General features: G+C 42.6%; 15 protein-coding genes. 6 read left to right on the plus strand and 9 right to left on the minus strand.

The window, feature by feature from the left end; translation table 11 throughout:
* Nucleotides 1-122: 122 nt before the first annotated feature.
* The gene (locus NSQ83_RS03340) at nt 123-704 is read right to left on the minus strand and encodes a DUF421 domain-containing protein (RefSeq protein WP_003234158.1); all 582 of its coding nucleotides are present in this window, start codon (nt 702-704) and stop codon (nt 123-125) included.
* A gap of 206 nt (nt 705-910) precedes the next feature.
* Here NSQ83_RS03340 and NSQ83_RS03345 point away from each other — a divergent pair, with 206 nt between their 5' ends.
* On the plus strand, nt 911-1,618 hold the full coding sequence (locus NSQ83_RS03345; RefSeq protein ID WP_003234156.1) for a DUF421 domain-containing protein: 708 nt from the start codon (nt 911-913) through the stop codon (nt 1,616-1,618).
* 14 nt (nt 1,619-1,632) lie between these two features.
* On the opposite strand, the gene cotP is transcribed toward NSQ83_RS03345, so the two are convergent.
* The 3 genes from cotP to NSQ83_RS03360 are packed head-to-tail and all read right to left on the minus strand — an operon-like array spanning nt 1,633 to nt 2,605.
* Nucleotides 1,633-2,064, minus strand: a complete 432-nt coding sequence (cotP, locus tag NSQ83_RS03350; RefSeq protein ID WP_003234154.1) for a spore coat protein CotP — start codon at nt 2,062-2,064, stop codon at nt 1,633-1,635.
* Nucleotides 2,065-2,076: 12 nt separating this feature from the next.
* The gene (locus NSQ83_RS03355) at nt 2,077-2,319 is read right to left on the minus strand and encodes a spore germination protein (RefSeq protein ID WP_003234151.1); all 243 of its coding nucleotides are present in this window, start codon (nt 2,317-2,319) and stop codon (nt 2,077-2,079) included.
* Nucleotides 2,320-2,332: 13 nt separating this feature from the next.
* Nucleotides 2,333-2,605 (minus strand): spore germination protein, encoded by a 273-nt coding sequence (locus tag NSQ83_RS03360; protein ID WP_003243854.1) that lies wholly within the window; start codon nt 2,603-2,605, stop codon nt 2,333-2,335.
* Nucleotides 2,606-2,961: 356 nt separating this feature from the next.
* On the opposite strand from NSQ83_RS03360, the gene NSQ83_RS03365 reads away from it, so the two are divergent.
* The 3 genes from NSQ83_RS03365 to NSQ83_RS03375 all read left to right on the plus strand — a co-directional run bounded on the left by NSQ83_RS03365 (nt 2,962) and on the right by NSQ83_RS03375 (nt 4,539).
* Nucleotides 2,962-3,561, plus strand: a complete 600-nt coding sequence (locus tag NSQ83_RS03365) for a TetR/AcrR family transcriptional regulator (protein WP_038427443.1) — start codon at nt 2,962-2,964, stop codon at nt 3,559-3,561.
* A complete protein-coding gene (locus NSQ83_RS03370; protein WP_038427445.1) occupies nt 3,558-3,902 on the plus strand; it encodes a DoxX family protein in 345 nt (114 codons plus the stop codon). The genes NSQ83_RS03365 and NSQ83_RS03370 overlap by 4 nt, the downstream gene beginning before the upstream one ends.
* A gap of 163 nt (nt 3,903-4,065) precedes the next feature.
* Nucleotides 4,066-4,539 (plus strand): GNAT family N-acetyltransferase, encoded by a 474-nt coding sequence (locus NSQ83_RS03375; protein WP_038427447.1) that lies wholly within the window; start codon nt 4,066-4,068, stop codon nt 4,537-4,539.
* A gap of 161 nt (nt 4,540-4,700) precedes the next feature.
* Here NSQ83_RS03375 and vmlR read toward each other — a convergent pair whose 3' ends face one another.
* The 3 genes from vmlR to dinB all read right to left on the minus strand — a co-directional run bounded on the left by vmlR (nt 4,701) and on the right by dinB (nt 8,733).
* Entirely contained in the window at nt 4,701-6,347 is a 1,647-nt protein-coding gene (vmlR, locus tag NSQ83_RS03380) for an ABC-F type ribosomal protection protein VmlR (protein ID WP_068947480.1), read from the minus strand.
* Between the two features lie 319 nt (nt 6,348-6,666).
* Nucleotides 6,667-8,043 carry an amino acid permease gene (locus NSQ83_RS03385; protein ID WP_014475969.1) on the minus strand — a complete coding sequence of 459 codons (1,377 nt, stop codon included), beginning with the start codon at nt 8,041-8,043 and terminating at the stop codon, nt 6,667-6,669.
* 171 nt (nt 8,044-8,214) lie between these two features.
* A complete protein-coding gene (dinB, locus tag NSQ83_RS03390; RefSeq protein ID WP_015715320.1) occupies nt 8,215-8,733 on the minus strand; it encodes a damage-inducible protein DinB in 519 nt (172 codons plus the stop codon).
* Between the two features lie 168 nt (nt 8,734-8,901).
* On the opposite strand from dinB, the gene NSQ83_RS03395 reads away from it, so the two are divergent.
* Entirely contained in the window at nt 8,902-9,360 is a 459-nt protein-coding gene (locus NSQ83_RS03395) for a MarR family transcriptional regulator (protein WP_003242874.1), read from the plus strand.
* A complete protein-coding gene (locus NSQ83_RS03400; RefSeq protein WP_015715321.1) occupies nt 9,357-12,014 on the plus strand; it encodes an MMPL family transporter in 2,658 nt (885 codons plus the stop codon). Before NSQ83_RS03395 ends, NSQ83_RS03400 begins: the two co-directional genes overlap by 4 nt.
* Before the next feature lie 146 nt (nt 12,015-12,160).
* Here NSQ83_RS03400 and NSQ83_RS03405 read toward each other — a convergent pair whose 3' ends face one another.
* The gene (locus NSQ83_RS03405) at nt 12,161-12,790 is read right to left on the minus strand and encodes a nitroreductase family protein (RefSeq protein WP_015715322.1); all 630 of its coding nucleotides are present in this window, start codon (nt 12,788-12,790) and stop codon (nt 12,161-12,163) included.
* Nucleotides 12,791-12,805: 15 nt separating this feature from the next.
* Nucleotides 12,806-13,300: a MarR family transcriptional regulator gene (locus NSQ83_RS03410; protein WP_072692868.1), complete on the minus strand. Its 495-nt coding sequence runs from the start codon at nt 13,298-13,300 to the stop codon at nt 12,806-12,808.
* Nucleotides 13,301-13,454: the final 154 nt, after the last annotated feature.

A 13,454-nucleotide genomic window follows, 5' to 3' on the forward strand; every position in this document is an offset into this window, starting at 1 on the left:
CATCTCTCCTCTCCGTTATGACTGTTTATACAATATGGTGTGTGAGCAGCAGTTGCTTAAACAAAACGGCAAAAACTTTCAGTAAGAGACAAAAACCTGCAAAATGCCACAAGCGCCTTTTGTTAATGCAGCTTTTTAGGGACGTTTTTTTTATTTTTTTTGCCAACTTCATCAAAAATATTCTGATTGCCAGACTGGGCTTGTCCGTCCTTATTTATGAAATCGGGGTGAATGAGTTTTTTCAGATCCCTGACTGTTAAAGGCTTGGCGTCATCAGTCAATTCAATTCCTAATTGTCCGTTGGCCTCTAATGTCGCTATTTTAACATCTTGTATAGCCGTAACGCCGTGAAGCCTTAGCTGCATTTCAAGCTGGTCAGCTGTAAGTCTCATCTTCTTTAAGTTTTCGATATGAAGCTGTCCGTTTTCAATTACGATTTTTGCTTTTCCGGTTAACATCTTTTCAATGGTGTTCGATTTCATTTGGATCCATTCCATAACGATGAGTGTGCTTGTGAAAATTGCCGCTGCAATTAATGTTTTGAAGAGGCTGTACTCAATGATTGGCTGAACGATAATAGTTCCGATCGAAATCATGACAACCGTTTGAGTTGACGTCATTTGTGCGATTGATTTCCTTCCTGAAATTCTCAGCAAAATGACCCCGGCTACAATGAGAACAAGAGATTCCCAAGTGAAATTCATGCTACCACCTGACCAATGATGAATTAGATTTGTCATGGGATTGGCTTTTCTTCCGGCCAATCGCAATTTAATATATCCGAAAGGCAGTCGGTTCATTCTGTCCTGAACCGAACAATATTTTTGGTATAGATGGATATATTAAGCCAAACAATGATAGCAGCAGGAGTTTTGGCCAAAACAATCTGGGAAGCGGGGAGCACCATAACATGATTGAACTTGAAGTTGTCATTAGAACGGTTGCCAGCTTTGGCTTGCTGTTAATCGCAGAACGAATTTTAGGCAAACAGACAATCTCTCAAATGACGATTTTTGATTTTATTGCGGCGATCACACTAGGGGCGATTGCTGCCGGATTAGCTTACAATACTTCAATAAAACCGCACAATATGGCCATTTCGTTTAGTATTTTTGTGCTAACGATTTTTCTAATTTCGTTTCTGTCGATAAAGAACAGGAAGCTGAGGAAATTTTTTGCCGGAGATCCAACAGTGCTGATTCAAAACGGGAAGATACTTGAATCAAATATGAGGAAAATGCGTTACACACTTGATTATTTAAATCAGCAATTACGGGAAAAAGAAATATTTAATATCGAAGAAGTTCTTTTTGCCATTCTTGAAACGAATGGTCAGCTGACTGTGTTAAGAAAACCGCAATTCCGGCATGTGACCAAACAGGATTTAATGATTGCGGTAAACCAAGAACAAAGGCTTCCGATAGAACTTATTATGGACGGAGAAATCATTGAGAATAATTTAAAGCAGAATCGTTTGACGGAATCCTGGCTTTTGGAAGAATTGCGAAAAAGAGACATAAAGGTGAAAGAGACCGTGTACGCAGTGCTGCTGGGTAATGGGGATATTTATGTGGATCAATATAAAGACCATATATCAGTCCCTATGGATAAGGAATGAAGGAACAATCAATCTTAAAGCCCCTTATTGAACGCAACGGTTTCAACTTGTCTTGGGTACGAAATATGCAGAAGCCCGTTTAACAGCTGAATCTGTAACAAATGAGTTTCAGCGGCTTCGGGAAGCTGAATGATTCGCTCAATTTCTCCGTAATACCGTTCACGCAGCACTTCCATTTCGGCTGGAAAAACAGGCGTGATCGTTCCTTTGATCAGCAGCTGGGTTTTAGACAGTAAACGGATCGTTAATTCTTCCTCATACACACCGGGCATTTCCACAATGATAAAATTATATTCCTCATCTTGATAAAAGTCGTAAACAAACGTAGAAGCTTCGGAATCAAAAAAATGTTCCGGGGCTTTATATTTGAGCACATTTGTCCAAAAGTCACTTTGTTTATATTCATTCGTAATCTCAAGCCACTTTCGAATTTTTTCGAAATCCATATGAGATTCTCCTTAAATTTGATTTGAAATCGGCGCAGAAGGGTTTCCGATTTGGTCTTGGTCACTAACGTCTGAATCAATATTTCCAGTGTTTAAAAGTGAAGACGTAGGCGAAAGATCCCCTAAGGAAAAGTTTGCTCCAAAATATTTGCTGTTCGCAGTATGGCTGTTGTGCACAGTCGGACCGACATCTATATTTCCGTTTTGCGTGACGCCGTTGATCTTAATATTTGCGATATTAATTTGATATGGCATAGACGAAACCCCTTTAATCTAAAATTGGCGGTGGTGCAATCGGAGGAGCATTAACGTTGGATGTATCAGAGTTGCCGATAGATGTCTGGTCATTTACATCAGGATCGTTTAAGAAGTTTTCCATTACGGATTCTGTAGGTGATGTATCACCGAAAGAAGAGTTGGTCCCTTGAGATTTTTGATTGTTGGTAGGGCTGTTATAAGCAGCTTCGCCTATTGTAATTGAACCATTGCCCGAAATACTGTTGATCTTCAAATAATATAGGTTGATTACTGTAGACGGCATCCCATCACACCCTTCCATCTTTCTGTACAGTACATTATGCGCCGCTGCACCCAATTGTTCCTTGCATTTACGGGCAAAACTCTATCTGGCCCTGGAGTGATGCTCGTTAGAAAAAAAGAATAAAGTTTGTCACAGCCTGAATGTCAATCTATTTGGCAAATACTTATCAGTGAATGAAAAGCCATTGATATAGGAAGCAATGAATTGATTCAGTTATTCGAAATGCATGAGACCCTTTAATAAAGAAAGCTGGCAAACAGGATCAGTTTGAAATCATTGACAATGAAGCTAATGCCATGAAATAATACTCGTTAGTAACATTACTAGCGAGTATTATTTTTGGGGGGGGGTCCTCGTTGAAAAATAAAAAAGGACGTAAAGGAGAAGAAAGCCGGAAACGGTTACTCAAAGCTGCCGCTAATGAATTTTCGATTCGGGGATTCCATGACACGAAGATAAGTGAGATTGTAAAAAAAGCTGGGTTCACACAGCCTTCATTTTACCTGTACTTTCAAAGCAAAGAAGCCATCTTTGCCGAGTTAATCACCGATTTTCACTCTCGGGTCAAAAAGCTGACAGAGTCACTTCTTCTGGAAAACGGATTAAACACGGAGGATGTGACAAAACGGGTGCTGTCTGCTTTGGAATCTGTTTTTCAATGTCTGGCTGAGGACAAGGATTTAACCAAGATCGGCTTTTTTCTTAACCCGGAAGCAAAACAAATGAAAAAAGACTTGGCGATGGTTTTGAAAGAGAACTTAGAAGCAGAACAGCGGCTTGGCTATTTTCACTCTGAACTGGATATGGAAACTGTCGCTGAGTGTTTGGTCGGCATGATTGAACATTTAACCGATTCATTTTTGTTAACCGGAATCAAAGATCCGGCAAGCCTCGCAACAGAGGTTGTGAATCTTTTGATATACGGGATGCTTCCGAAAGGGAATGACGTAAGATGATATCTATTATTCTGAAAGTCAGTTTGGCAGTTTTTATGCTTGCGGGAGGCATCATAAAGGTAAGCCGTGTTCCCTTTCAAGTTGAGCATTGGCGGCATTATCAATATCCATTATGGTTTCTGACTGTTACCGGCATTCTCGAAATAGCCGGGGCACTTGCTATGACAGCGGGAATTTGGAATCGGTATGCAGCGATTGGAGCAGGTGTTCTGTTTGTCGTTCTCATGGCGGGAGCCATTCATGCGCATACGTTTCGAGCAAGACAATCGGTCATCATGACGATACCAGCGATAATCTGTTTGATTGTTTCTATCATGATCATCATGGGGAGTTACACGTAAGCTTTTTCACTATTGTTTAAGAACAAGTCCATTTGCAGGAAATCTCCTTTTCTTATCGAATAATAGAAAGTCCAGGAATTAACTGAATCAGTAAAATAGAGCTCCATTTCTGCGTTATTCGTCCGGTGTCAGCTGGGCTTTTTTTATAAAGGAGGAATACAGGATGGCATTCACTTTGGAAGACATGACTGAGGAAGAGTTCGAAGCCTTTCGCGGGATGTCCGTGCAAAATTATGCGAAACAAAACATAACGTCAGGAACTTGGACGGAAAAAGAGGCGTTTGAGAAATCGGAGCAGGCATATGAGAACATGGTTCCGAATGGGCGAGACAGCAGCAATCATTATTTTTGGAACATCACAAATGACCAAGGGGAAAGAATGGGCTGGCTCTGGCTGTATGCTGATCCGTTTCATCCGCAAAAGGAAGCGTTTATCTATTCCTTTGGATTGTATGAAGCCTTTCGCGGAAAAGGACTTGCTCAATTGGCGCTTCAAACACTTGATGAAAGAGCAAGAGAGCTTGGTGCGGAAAGGCTGGCTCTACATGTATTTGCACACAACGAGACAGCCGTCTATCTTTATCAGAAGATGGGCTATGCCTTGACCAATATACGTATGCGGAAACAGCTATGCTGAAAAGTCGCTTACGTTACCCAAACACAAGATGCCTATCTGGAAGCAGTGGCAGGGTACTATAAGTCATCATTAGAAACATTAAGGTCATGGGAAGGCTTGAACATATAAAGAAAAAAGGACAACAGCTGTTGTCCTTTTCAATGCCGCTTGAACTTTCTCCCTCAGTCTTTTTTGTCTTGATGATCCAGCTCTTTTATTCGTTTCGTAAGCTCATTGAAAGCCTGATCAAGCTCCTTATACCCTTTATCATTTGGCGTCATAAAACTGAGCTTTCCCAGCACTTCTTGTCTTTCTGTCTCAAGCTTTAAGCGAAGCTCCTCCCGCTCATTTCTTTCTGAAGGAGCGGCGTCATTTAACTGCTTTTCGATGCCGTTGTTTGAGATGACGAGTTTACTGTTTGTTATTTTTTCAAGAAAGTATCGGTCATGTGAAACCGCCAGCAATGTGCCGCTGTATTGTGATAGTGTTTCTTCCAGCTGTTCGCGTGACGGCAGGTCGAGATGGTTTGTCGGCTCATCTAAAATCAGCACGTCTTTTTCCTCCAGAATATAGGCCATCAGCTTGATCTTTACACGCTCACCCATACTCATATGCTTGATCGGTTCAGTCCATTGGGCGGCTGTAAAACCTAAGTGCCTCATCAGATTTTGAACGTGCCCCCTTGCTTTGAATGTTTCATTCTTAAATAACTCTTCCGGTGTTTGTTCTAAAGGCAAATCAAACACCTCCTGCGTTAAATAGCCGATGTTTGCGGACGGCGACACCCATACGCTTCCTTCTGCTGTTTCCTGTCCAAGAATGATGTTCAGTAATGTCGTTTTTCCGCTGCCATTGGGGCCTATGATCGCAACCTTTTCGCCGTGCTGAATTGTAAAGTTTGCGTTTTTAAAGAGAGTCCTTTCTCCAAACGCTTTTGTTACATTCTGAACTTCTAAAAAACGTTTTCCTGTTTTGTGGGTTGTATCGATTGAAAAGCGGACTGTATATTCTGGGGTAACGGGTTCCGCCTTTGCTTTTTCCAGCTCTTTTTCAAGCCGCTTCTGCTTGGATTTTATCTGGGCATCCGTACGCTTCGCTTTTACCCGGTGATATTCTTTAAACCCTTCCTTTTTCGTCGATTGAGCATGGGCTTTTTCCGACCAAGAAGCGAGCTCATTCATTTGTGCTTCAATCCGTTCAACCATTTTTTGCTGCTTTTCATATTCACGCTGCTGGGTGAGTCTTTTCTTCTCCCGGAACTTCATATACCCGGAGTAATTCCCTTTGAATTCAATCAGCGTCTGATCCTCAAGCGACCATATTTTTGTTGCGGCTTCGTCTAAAAAATATCGATCGTGAGAAACGAGAATCACCGTGCCGCTATAATGTTTCAGCTGTTGGATGAGAAATTGCAAGCTTTTTTCATCAAGGTGGTTTGTCGGTTCATCTAACAGCAGCAGATCTGCATCCTCCGACAGTCCTTTCGCCAGCCGCGCTTTCAACTTTTCACCGCCGCTTAACTGATGAAAATCACGAAGAGGCACATGCCATTTCTCCAGTAACTTCTTTTCGGCAGGTGTCTGATCCGCAAAGGAATACGCCGCGGTTTCCTGTTCAACCAAAGCCAGTTTTATATCCTTCCGAAGGATTTGTCCCTGTGCAGGGGCTAAGTCATTGTGAATGAGGTGCAGCAGCGTAGATTTCCCAGCACCGTTTTTGCCGATAATCCCAATGATATCTCCTTGCTGAACACTTGCATTTACGTTTTTAAAAACAGTCAGATCCTTCACTTCATAGCTGACGTTTGTTAATGTTACGATCTCTTTCATCCATATCCCTCGCTTTAAAGGGAGAATAAAAAAATCCTCCCAAATGTGTTGGAAGGATTAGCCGTGCCTGTGCATGATCAAATAAGCTATTTTTTATAAATAGCAGTGTCGTATATATAGAAAATGGGCAGACTAATCCTATTTTTTGATTTGAAATATTGATTTCAAACGGTAAAAATAAGATTAGTTAATCATTGTCCACCCATCATCCCTTCTTGTTTTGATTACAAACACTATAGCATACCTTCAAATTCAAAAGCAAAGGTCATTTTCATCAAAAAAACTCCTGCTCTCATTTTTGAGGCAGGAGTTTCGGGTGTTATTGATGCTTCGCTTTTCTCACTTTATAAATCACAATCAGCAAAATAAACCAAACCGGTGTGACAAATAAGGAAACACGAGTATCCTGTGCCAGTGCCAGCACAACCAGAACAAACGCCAGGAACGCAAGAATCAGGTAATTTGTAAACGGATAAAGCGGAAGCTTAAACTTGTTTGTTTTCGCTAATTCAGGCCTTGTTTTGCGGTATTTCATATGGCAGATGACCGTAATCCCCCAAATATAGATAAAGCATACGGTTGAAATGCTTGTGATCAGGGTGAATACGCCTTCTGGCATGATGTAGTTTAACGTAACACCGATTAAAATCACGATAGCTGAAAAGAATAAAGCATTTCTAGGCACTTTACGCTGAGTCAGTTTCGCCATTGACTCAGGCGCATTGTGATCTTTCGCCAGGGAATAGACCATACGGCTTGTACTGAATACAGCGCTGTTGCACGCTGAAGCAGCGGATGTCAACACAACAAAGTTGATAATACTTGCAGCCCCGACGATGCCAACAGCGACAAATACTTGTACGAATGGGCTTTCGCTGGGATTGATGACATCCCAAGGATAGATGCTCATAATCACGAGAAGAGCCCCGATATAAAAAAGCAGCACACGGACAGGAATATTGTTGATCGCCTTAGGGATTACTTTTTCAGGGTTTTCTGTTTCACCGGCCGTAAGCCCGACAAGCTCAATGCCAACAAAAGCAAACACAACCATCTGGAACGAGAGGATAAACCCGTGCATGCCATTCGGGAACAGGCCTCCGTGGCTCCAGAGGTTTGTGAAGCTGGACACTCCTGAGCTTGTGGAAAAGCCTTTGAAAATCATCACAAGGCCAATGACGATTAACGCCAAAATGGCAATGACTTTAATCAAAGCAAACCAAAATTCTAATTCTCCAAAAAGCTTGACTGTCGCCAGGTTCATAATCAGTAAAATAATAAGAGCGATCAAGCCGGGCACCCATTGCGGCACACCCGGGAGCCAATATTGAGTGTAGAGCCCGACTGCTGTCAGATCAGCCATCGCAATGGAAATCCAGCAGAACCAATATGTCCAGCCGGTGATAAATGCTGCCATATCGCCTAGGTAGTCTTGTACAAAATCCACAAAAGAGTGATAGTTCAAGTTTGATAACAGCAGTTCACCCAGCGATCTCATAATTAAAAAGCAAATGATCCCTGTGATCATATAAGCAAATAAAATCGAAGGTCCGGCAAAATGAATCGATTTGCCCGAGCCGAGAAATAAGCCTGTCCCAATGGCTCCGCCGATGGCGATGAGCTGGATATGCCTGTTTTTCAAGCCTCTCTGCAACGTTTGCTGATTTATATTGTCTTTCGTCATGTCGTCTGTCACTTTATGTGTTCCTCCATTGAAAATTGTTTATTGAGTCAGCAATCTATTTTTAATGATTATTATAACACTAAAATTTCTATCTTTTTTACTAAAAAAGGATTGATGAAAAGAATTTTAATGTGATTTGGACTATTTCCCGAAAAAAGCGGCTCCATTTAGGGAGCCGCTTTCTTATGCTTTTTCAGTTTTTTTCATAAACAGGTAGAGCCCGTAATCTGTCGGTGCGGATGCGTAGCCTGCCTGCCGCAGCATTGCTGTGATATTGCCGCGGTGGTATGTCCCGTGGTTGACAACGTGGGGAAGCAGTTCGGAAACAGTTGTTTTCATGATTCCGCTTGAGGGATTCTGAATCTGGAGTGGCTTATTGAGCTGTTCTTTTTGCTGTAAAAATAGTATATAGCGCTCGGATAACCTCAGAAAAAGGTCTTCCATTTCCTCTATTTCTTTAGCCTCTGTCTGTTCTTTAAGCTGTTCAGCTAAAGCCAACGCATCGCTCAAGGTTTTGCCGGAAAACACTTCAATCCAGCCGAGATCAGAAAGATAAACATGAGACAATACATGGGATATTGACGGAAACACGCTTTGAATTTCTTGATGGTATACCTCTTTTGGAAGCTCTTTTAATCGGTTGAATATTTGTTGATTGGCCCAGACGTTATATTCATACAACTTGAATGCCAAATCTGACATGTTAAAATTCCCCCTTTCGTGTGTATAGCTTCCATTATACACGAACATGAGTTCTTATGTAGAGTGCTCGAAAATAAAATTTGTTGACATATATAGTTTAGAGGAATAAACTAATTGACATTGAACATAAAGTTTAGCGGGGTAAACTATAGTGAGGAGGGGAAGATATTGAATGAACAAAAGCTATGTCAGGCGATAAACCTGTTTGTTGAAGTCCTGCTTGAAGGGACAGAATTTGTGCATCGTGAAATCAATCAGGATGTCTTCAAGCATATCTCAAGGGAACAGGCAGACCTGTTGAAAATTTTAAAAGTCAAGGGCCCAACCTCTCCCGGCAGCCTGGCCATGTACCAAAATGTACATAAGAGCGCGATCTCTAACAGACTGAAAAAGCTGCTCGAAAAGGGATTGGTTCAATGGGACGACTGTCCGGAAAAAAGTGATAGGCGCTCTAAGCTTATTAACATTACACCCAGTGGTGAACACATACTAGAAGAATTAGATTCAGCCATCTTTAACGCGCTCAAACCGCTGATTGATGATATAGATGAGGAACACTTACATTCCATCATCGAGATATTCACCATTTTAAAAAGCAAATTTAAAGGAGGAGATTCTGCCGAATGAGAGCAATCATCAAATTCAAGTGGGCAATTGCAGCCATAGTATTAGCACTTACCGTCGTTTTGAGTTTGTTTTCTCCGAACTTAACGGAGCTGGCCAATCAAAAGGGGCAGGCCCAGCTTCCCGCTGATGCTGTTTCAGAAAGGGCAAACGCCATTTTAAAACAAGCGGGAGAAGACAATAATTCGATCAGTGTTGTCTTTACATTAGACAACGCTATAAAGAAAGAAACAGAGAATCAGCTCCGGATAATGATTGATAAAATCAAAAAGATCGACGGTGTAGAAGAGGTAACATCTCCTCTGTCAGCGGAAAAAGAAGTCAAAGACCAGTTGATGTCGAAAGACAAGAAAACCGTTCTCATGCCTATCACGATTACAGGTTCTGATAAAAAGGCGGAAAAAATCGCGGACGAGATTTATCAAATCGTTCCTGATGATTTGACGGCTTATATTACGGGAGCTTCCCTTATCAACCAGGATTTCGCTCACAGCTCAGAGGAAGGGCTTAAGAAAACGGAAGTGATAACAGTCTGCCTGATCATCGGTTTACTGTTGATCGTGTTCCGATCTGTTGTGACGCCTTTTATCCCGATTGTGGTTGTCGGTTTTTCTTATCTGATCAGTCAATCTATACTGGGCATCCTTGTATACAATGTTGATTTTCCTATCTCGACGTTTACGCAAACCTTCTTAGTTGCGATCCTGTTCGGCATTGGAACAGATTACTGCATACTGCTTCTTACACGGTTCCGTGAAGAATTGGCAAACGGGCATGATAAAAAAGAAGCGGCGCTTATCGCTTACCGCACAGGGGGAAAAACCTTATTTATCAGCGGATTTGCGGTATTGATCGGATTTTCCGCCTTAGGATTTGCGAAGTTTGCGATTTTCCAATCCGCAGTAGGGGTAGCAGTCGGTGTGGGAATTTTAATGATCATCCTCTACACACTGCTGCCATTATTTATGGTGACGCTGGGTGAAAAATTATTCTGGCCTTCTAAGAAAGTGCTGTCACACAGTGATAACAAACTATGGGCGTTTCTCGGCAGACACTCCGTTGCGCGTCCGTTTCTGTTCATTGTCATCACGGTGGTGATTACGCTTCCGTTCATCTTGACCTATGATGACCAGATTTCATTCGACTCAACTGCGGAAATCAGCAGCGATTATAAATCTATAAAAGCTCTCGAGGCCATTAAGGATGGATTCGGGGAAGGAAAAGCGTTCCCGATCAATGTTGTCGTAAAAGGAGACAAAGATCTTACAACAGCTGATACAATCCCCTATCTAGGAAATATCAGCAAAGCGATCGAGAAAGTTGATCATGTTGACTCTGTTATGACCATTACGCAGCCGACTGGTAAAAAAATCAAAGATTTATATATTGATAACCAGCTAGGATCGGTTTCAGACGGGCTGGATAAGACAGTAAAAGGGATTGCCGATATCCAAAGCGGATTAACGGATATAGAAAACGGACTGAATCAAATGGCAGGGCAAACCGGCTCGGCCTCAAATGGAGGGTCTGGCGGTTCACTGGGCGATGCGGCAGATGGCTTGGGCAAAATCAATCAGCAGCTGCAGCTCGTGAGCAAACAGATTTCCCAAACTGGCAATACCGCACAGACCGTGCAGCAGCTTACGGCAATCAGCGGACAGCTTGGCCAGATTCAAACCGGCCTTGAACAAGCGAACCAACAGCTCTCAGGCCAGCAGGCACAAGCCGGAACGCTGACAGAAAGCCTGAAAAAGCTGTCCGAAGGCGTGAAAAGCGCAAATGAGGGCCTGACGAAAGTCTCTGACGGTATTACAGCTTCCAGTGATATGTTAGAGGACATGAGCAAAAGTTCAACTGTAAGAGATACAGGCATATTCATTCCTGGTCAAGTAATGAAGGACAAAGACTTTAAGAAGTCAATTGACCAGTATTCCTTTGCAGACGGCAAAGGTGTTCAATTAAGTGTCGTTCTGGATTCAAATCCGTACTCAGAACATGCTATTGCGACAATAAACCAAATCAAAAAAGCTGTCGCAAACGAAGTTGACGGCACTCCTTTGGAGGATGCACAGATCGTATACGGCGGGGTCACGAGTATGAACGCGGACTTAAAAGAGCTGTCCACAACGGACTTCTCCAGAACAATGGTGATTATGATTATAGGCCTGTTTATCGTGTTAACCATTTTGTTCCGCTCAATGATCATGCCGATTTATATGATCGCGTCATTGCTGCTGACGTACTATACGTCGATATCCATAACAGAATTAATTTTTGTAAACGGCTTAGGAAACGCGGGTGTCAGCTGGGCAGTGCCATTCTTCAGCTTTGTCATCTTGATCGCGTTAGGGGTAGATTATTCAATCTTCTTGCTGGATCGATTTAAGGAAGAGGTGCACCTTGGCATTGAGCAAGGTGTCGTCAGGTCAATGAGCAAAATGGGATCTGTCATTATTACAGCTGCCATTATATTGGCCGGTACGTTCGCGGCGATGATGCCTTCAGGTGTCAATACCCTGATGCAGGTGGCAAGTGTTATCATCATCGGGCTCTTGCTTTACGGCCTTGTCATTCTTCCGCTCTTCATCCCGGCAATCATTGCGACCTTTGGAGAAGGAAACTGGTGGCCGTTCGGCAGGAAGAAAGGAAAAGAGTAATCGAGAGAAGAGTGATGAATGGTCATCACTCTTTTTTCATGACTAAACGACTAACTTCAGACGTGTTACCCAAAAAAGGTCAGACGATCAAACGGCGGCTGTACTTAAAAACAAAGAGCCCGGAAAACATTCCCGGGCTCTTTGTTTTATTTCCATTCTGCAATTGTATCAATCGGCAGACGGTAGGAAGCATAGCCTTCGTCTGCTGCTTTTCCGATAGAAAGTAGCATAACCGGTACATAACGTTCTTTATCTAATTCGAAGGTTTCCGCGATGTTTTCTTTATCGTATCCGCCGATCGGGTTTGTATCGTAGCCATGCGCGCGTGCAGTCAGCATCAGCTGCATGGAAACAAGACCTCCGTCAATCAGGATCGTTTCACGGTTGACCTGTGCCGGAAGCTTTTCAAAATGTGCGGTCAGCGCGGCGATTTGTCTGTCTTTGACCTCCTGCGGCATGTAACCGAGTTCCACGGCTTTTGAATAGATTTCTTCTAAGTAGTCTGCATTGTTCATGTCTGCAAATACAGCGATGACAGCAGATGATGTTGTGACCTGTGTTTGGTTAAAGCTTGCAAGCGGTGCGAGCTTTTCTTTTCCTTCCGGGCTGTCAATGACAAGAAAACGCCATGGCTGCGCGTTAACAGAAGATGGCGCAGTTGTTGCTTCCTCTAAGATCTCTGTCATTTCTTCTTTGCTGATTTTTACTGCCGGATCATAGTTGCGGATAGAACGGCGGCCTTTCATAATTTCCATAAAATCGTTTGTTTTGATCATGTTGATACACTCCTCTTAAGCTTTGATATTATTTATATTGTTTCGCATGCGCGCCAGCACATCAATGAGCAGGCGGCGTTCTTCTGCGCTTACATTTGCGAGCATTTCCTTCATGAAACGCTCCTTTTCCTTCTTAGAAGACTCAATTCGCTCTCTTCCTTGGTCTGTTAACCGAACAAGGGTGATGCGGTTGTCCTCAGGCTTGCGCCGCCTTGATACCATGCCTTTGGCTTCCAGCTGTTTCAGGTGTCTGGTAACGGCTGCGCTATCGATATTTACTTTCTTTTGAAGGTCGCTTTGACTGATCTCATCTGCATGATAAAGCAATGTCAGCAATTCCAAACGAGATTGGCTGATGCCCGTGCATGCCTCGAACTTCACGCCAATCACCTTGTTCACGCCTTGCAGCTGATATAAAATCTCGGCTTCCTCTGAACAAAATGACGCCAAAACCCATCCCTTCTTTCCTGTCAAAACTATTAATTGATATATCAATGATTGACACGTCAATTAATATACAACGATTGATTTCATCTTGCAAGCCATTTGCACTCTAGAAAAACCTCCCAGCGTATAAAATTCGCTAGGCTAGAACTTAGCAAAAAAAAGCTGGCCGATTCTTCAGATGATGCTGGTCACGATGCTTCCCTGCATCATTCCCATT

It is taken from the genome of Bacillus sp. PS217 (genome assembly GCF_037963535.1).
Lineage (GTDB): Bacteria > Bacillota > Bacilli > Bacillales > Bacillaceae > Bacillus > Bacillus subtilis.

Coding starts and splice junctions, on each gene's coding strand:
- NSQ83_RS03400 (WP_015715321.1), top strand. CDS start 9,357: ATGAGAGCAATCATCAAATTCAAGTGGGCAATTGCAGCCATAGTATTA.
- NSQ83_RS03360 (WP_003243854.1), bottom strand. CDS start 2,605: ATGCCGTCTACAGTAATCAACCTATATTATTTGAAGATCAACAGTATT.
- cotP (WP_003234154.1), bottom strand. CDS start 2,064: ATGGATTTCGAAAAAATTCGAAAGTGGCTTGAGATTACGAATGAATAT.
- NSQ83_RS03345 (WP_003234156.1), top strand. CDS start 911: ATGATTGAACTTGAAGTTGTCATTAGAACGGTTGCCAGCTTTGGCTTG.
- NSQ83_RS03340 (WP_003234158.1), bottom strand. CDS start 704: ATGAATTTCACTTGGGAATCTCTTGTTCTCATTGTAGCCGGGGTCATT.
- vmlR (WP_068947480.1), bottom strand. CDS start 6,347: ATGAAAGAGATCGTAACATTAACAAACGTCAGCTATGAAGTGAAGGAT.
- NSQ83_RS03405 (WP_015715322.1), bottom strand. CDS start 12,790: ATGATCAAAACAAACGATTTTATGGAAATTATGAAAGGCCGCCGTTCT.
- NSQ83_RS03375 (WP_038427447.1), top strand. CDS start 4,066: ATGGCATTCACTTTGGAAGACATGACTGAGGAAGAGTTCGAAGCCTTT.
- dinB (WP_015715320.1), bottom strand. CDS start 8,733: ATGTCAGATTTGGCATTCAAGTTGTATGAATATAACGTCTGGGCCAAT.
- NSQ83_RS03370 (WP_038427445.1), top strand. CDS start 3,558: ATGATATCTATTATTCTGAAAGTCAGTTTGGCAGTTTTTATGCTTGCG.
- NSQ83_RS03355 (WP_003234151.1), bottom strand. CDS start 2,319: ATGCCATATCAAATTAATATCGCAAATATTAAGATCAACGGCGTCACG.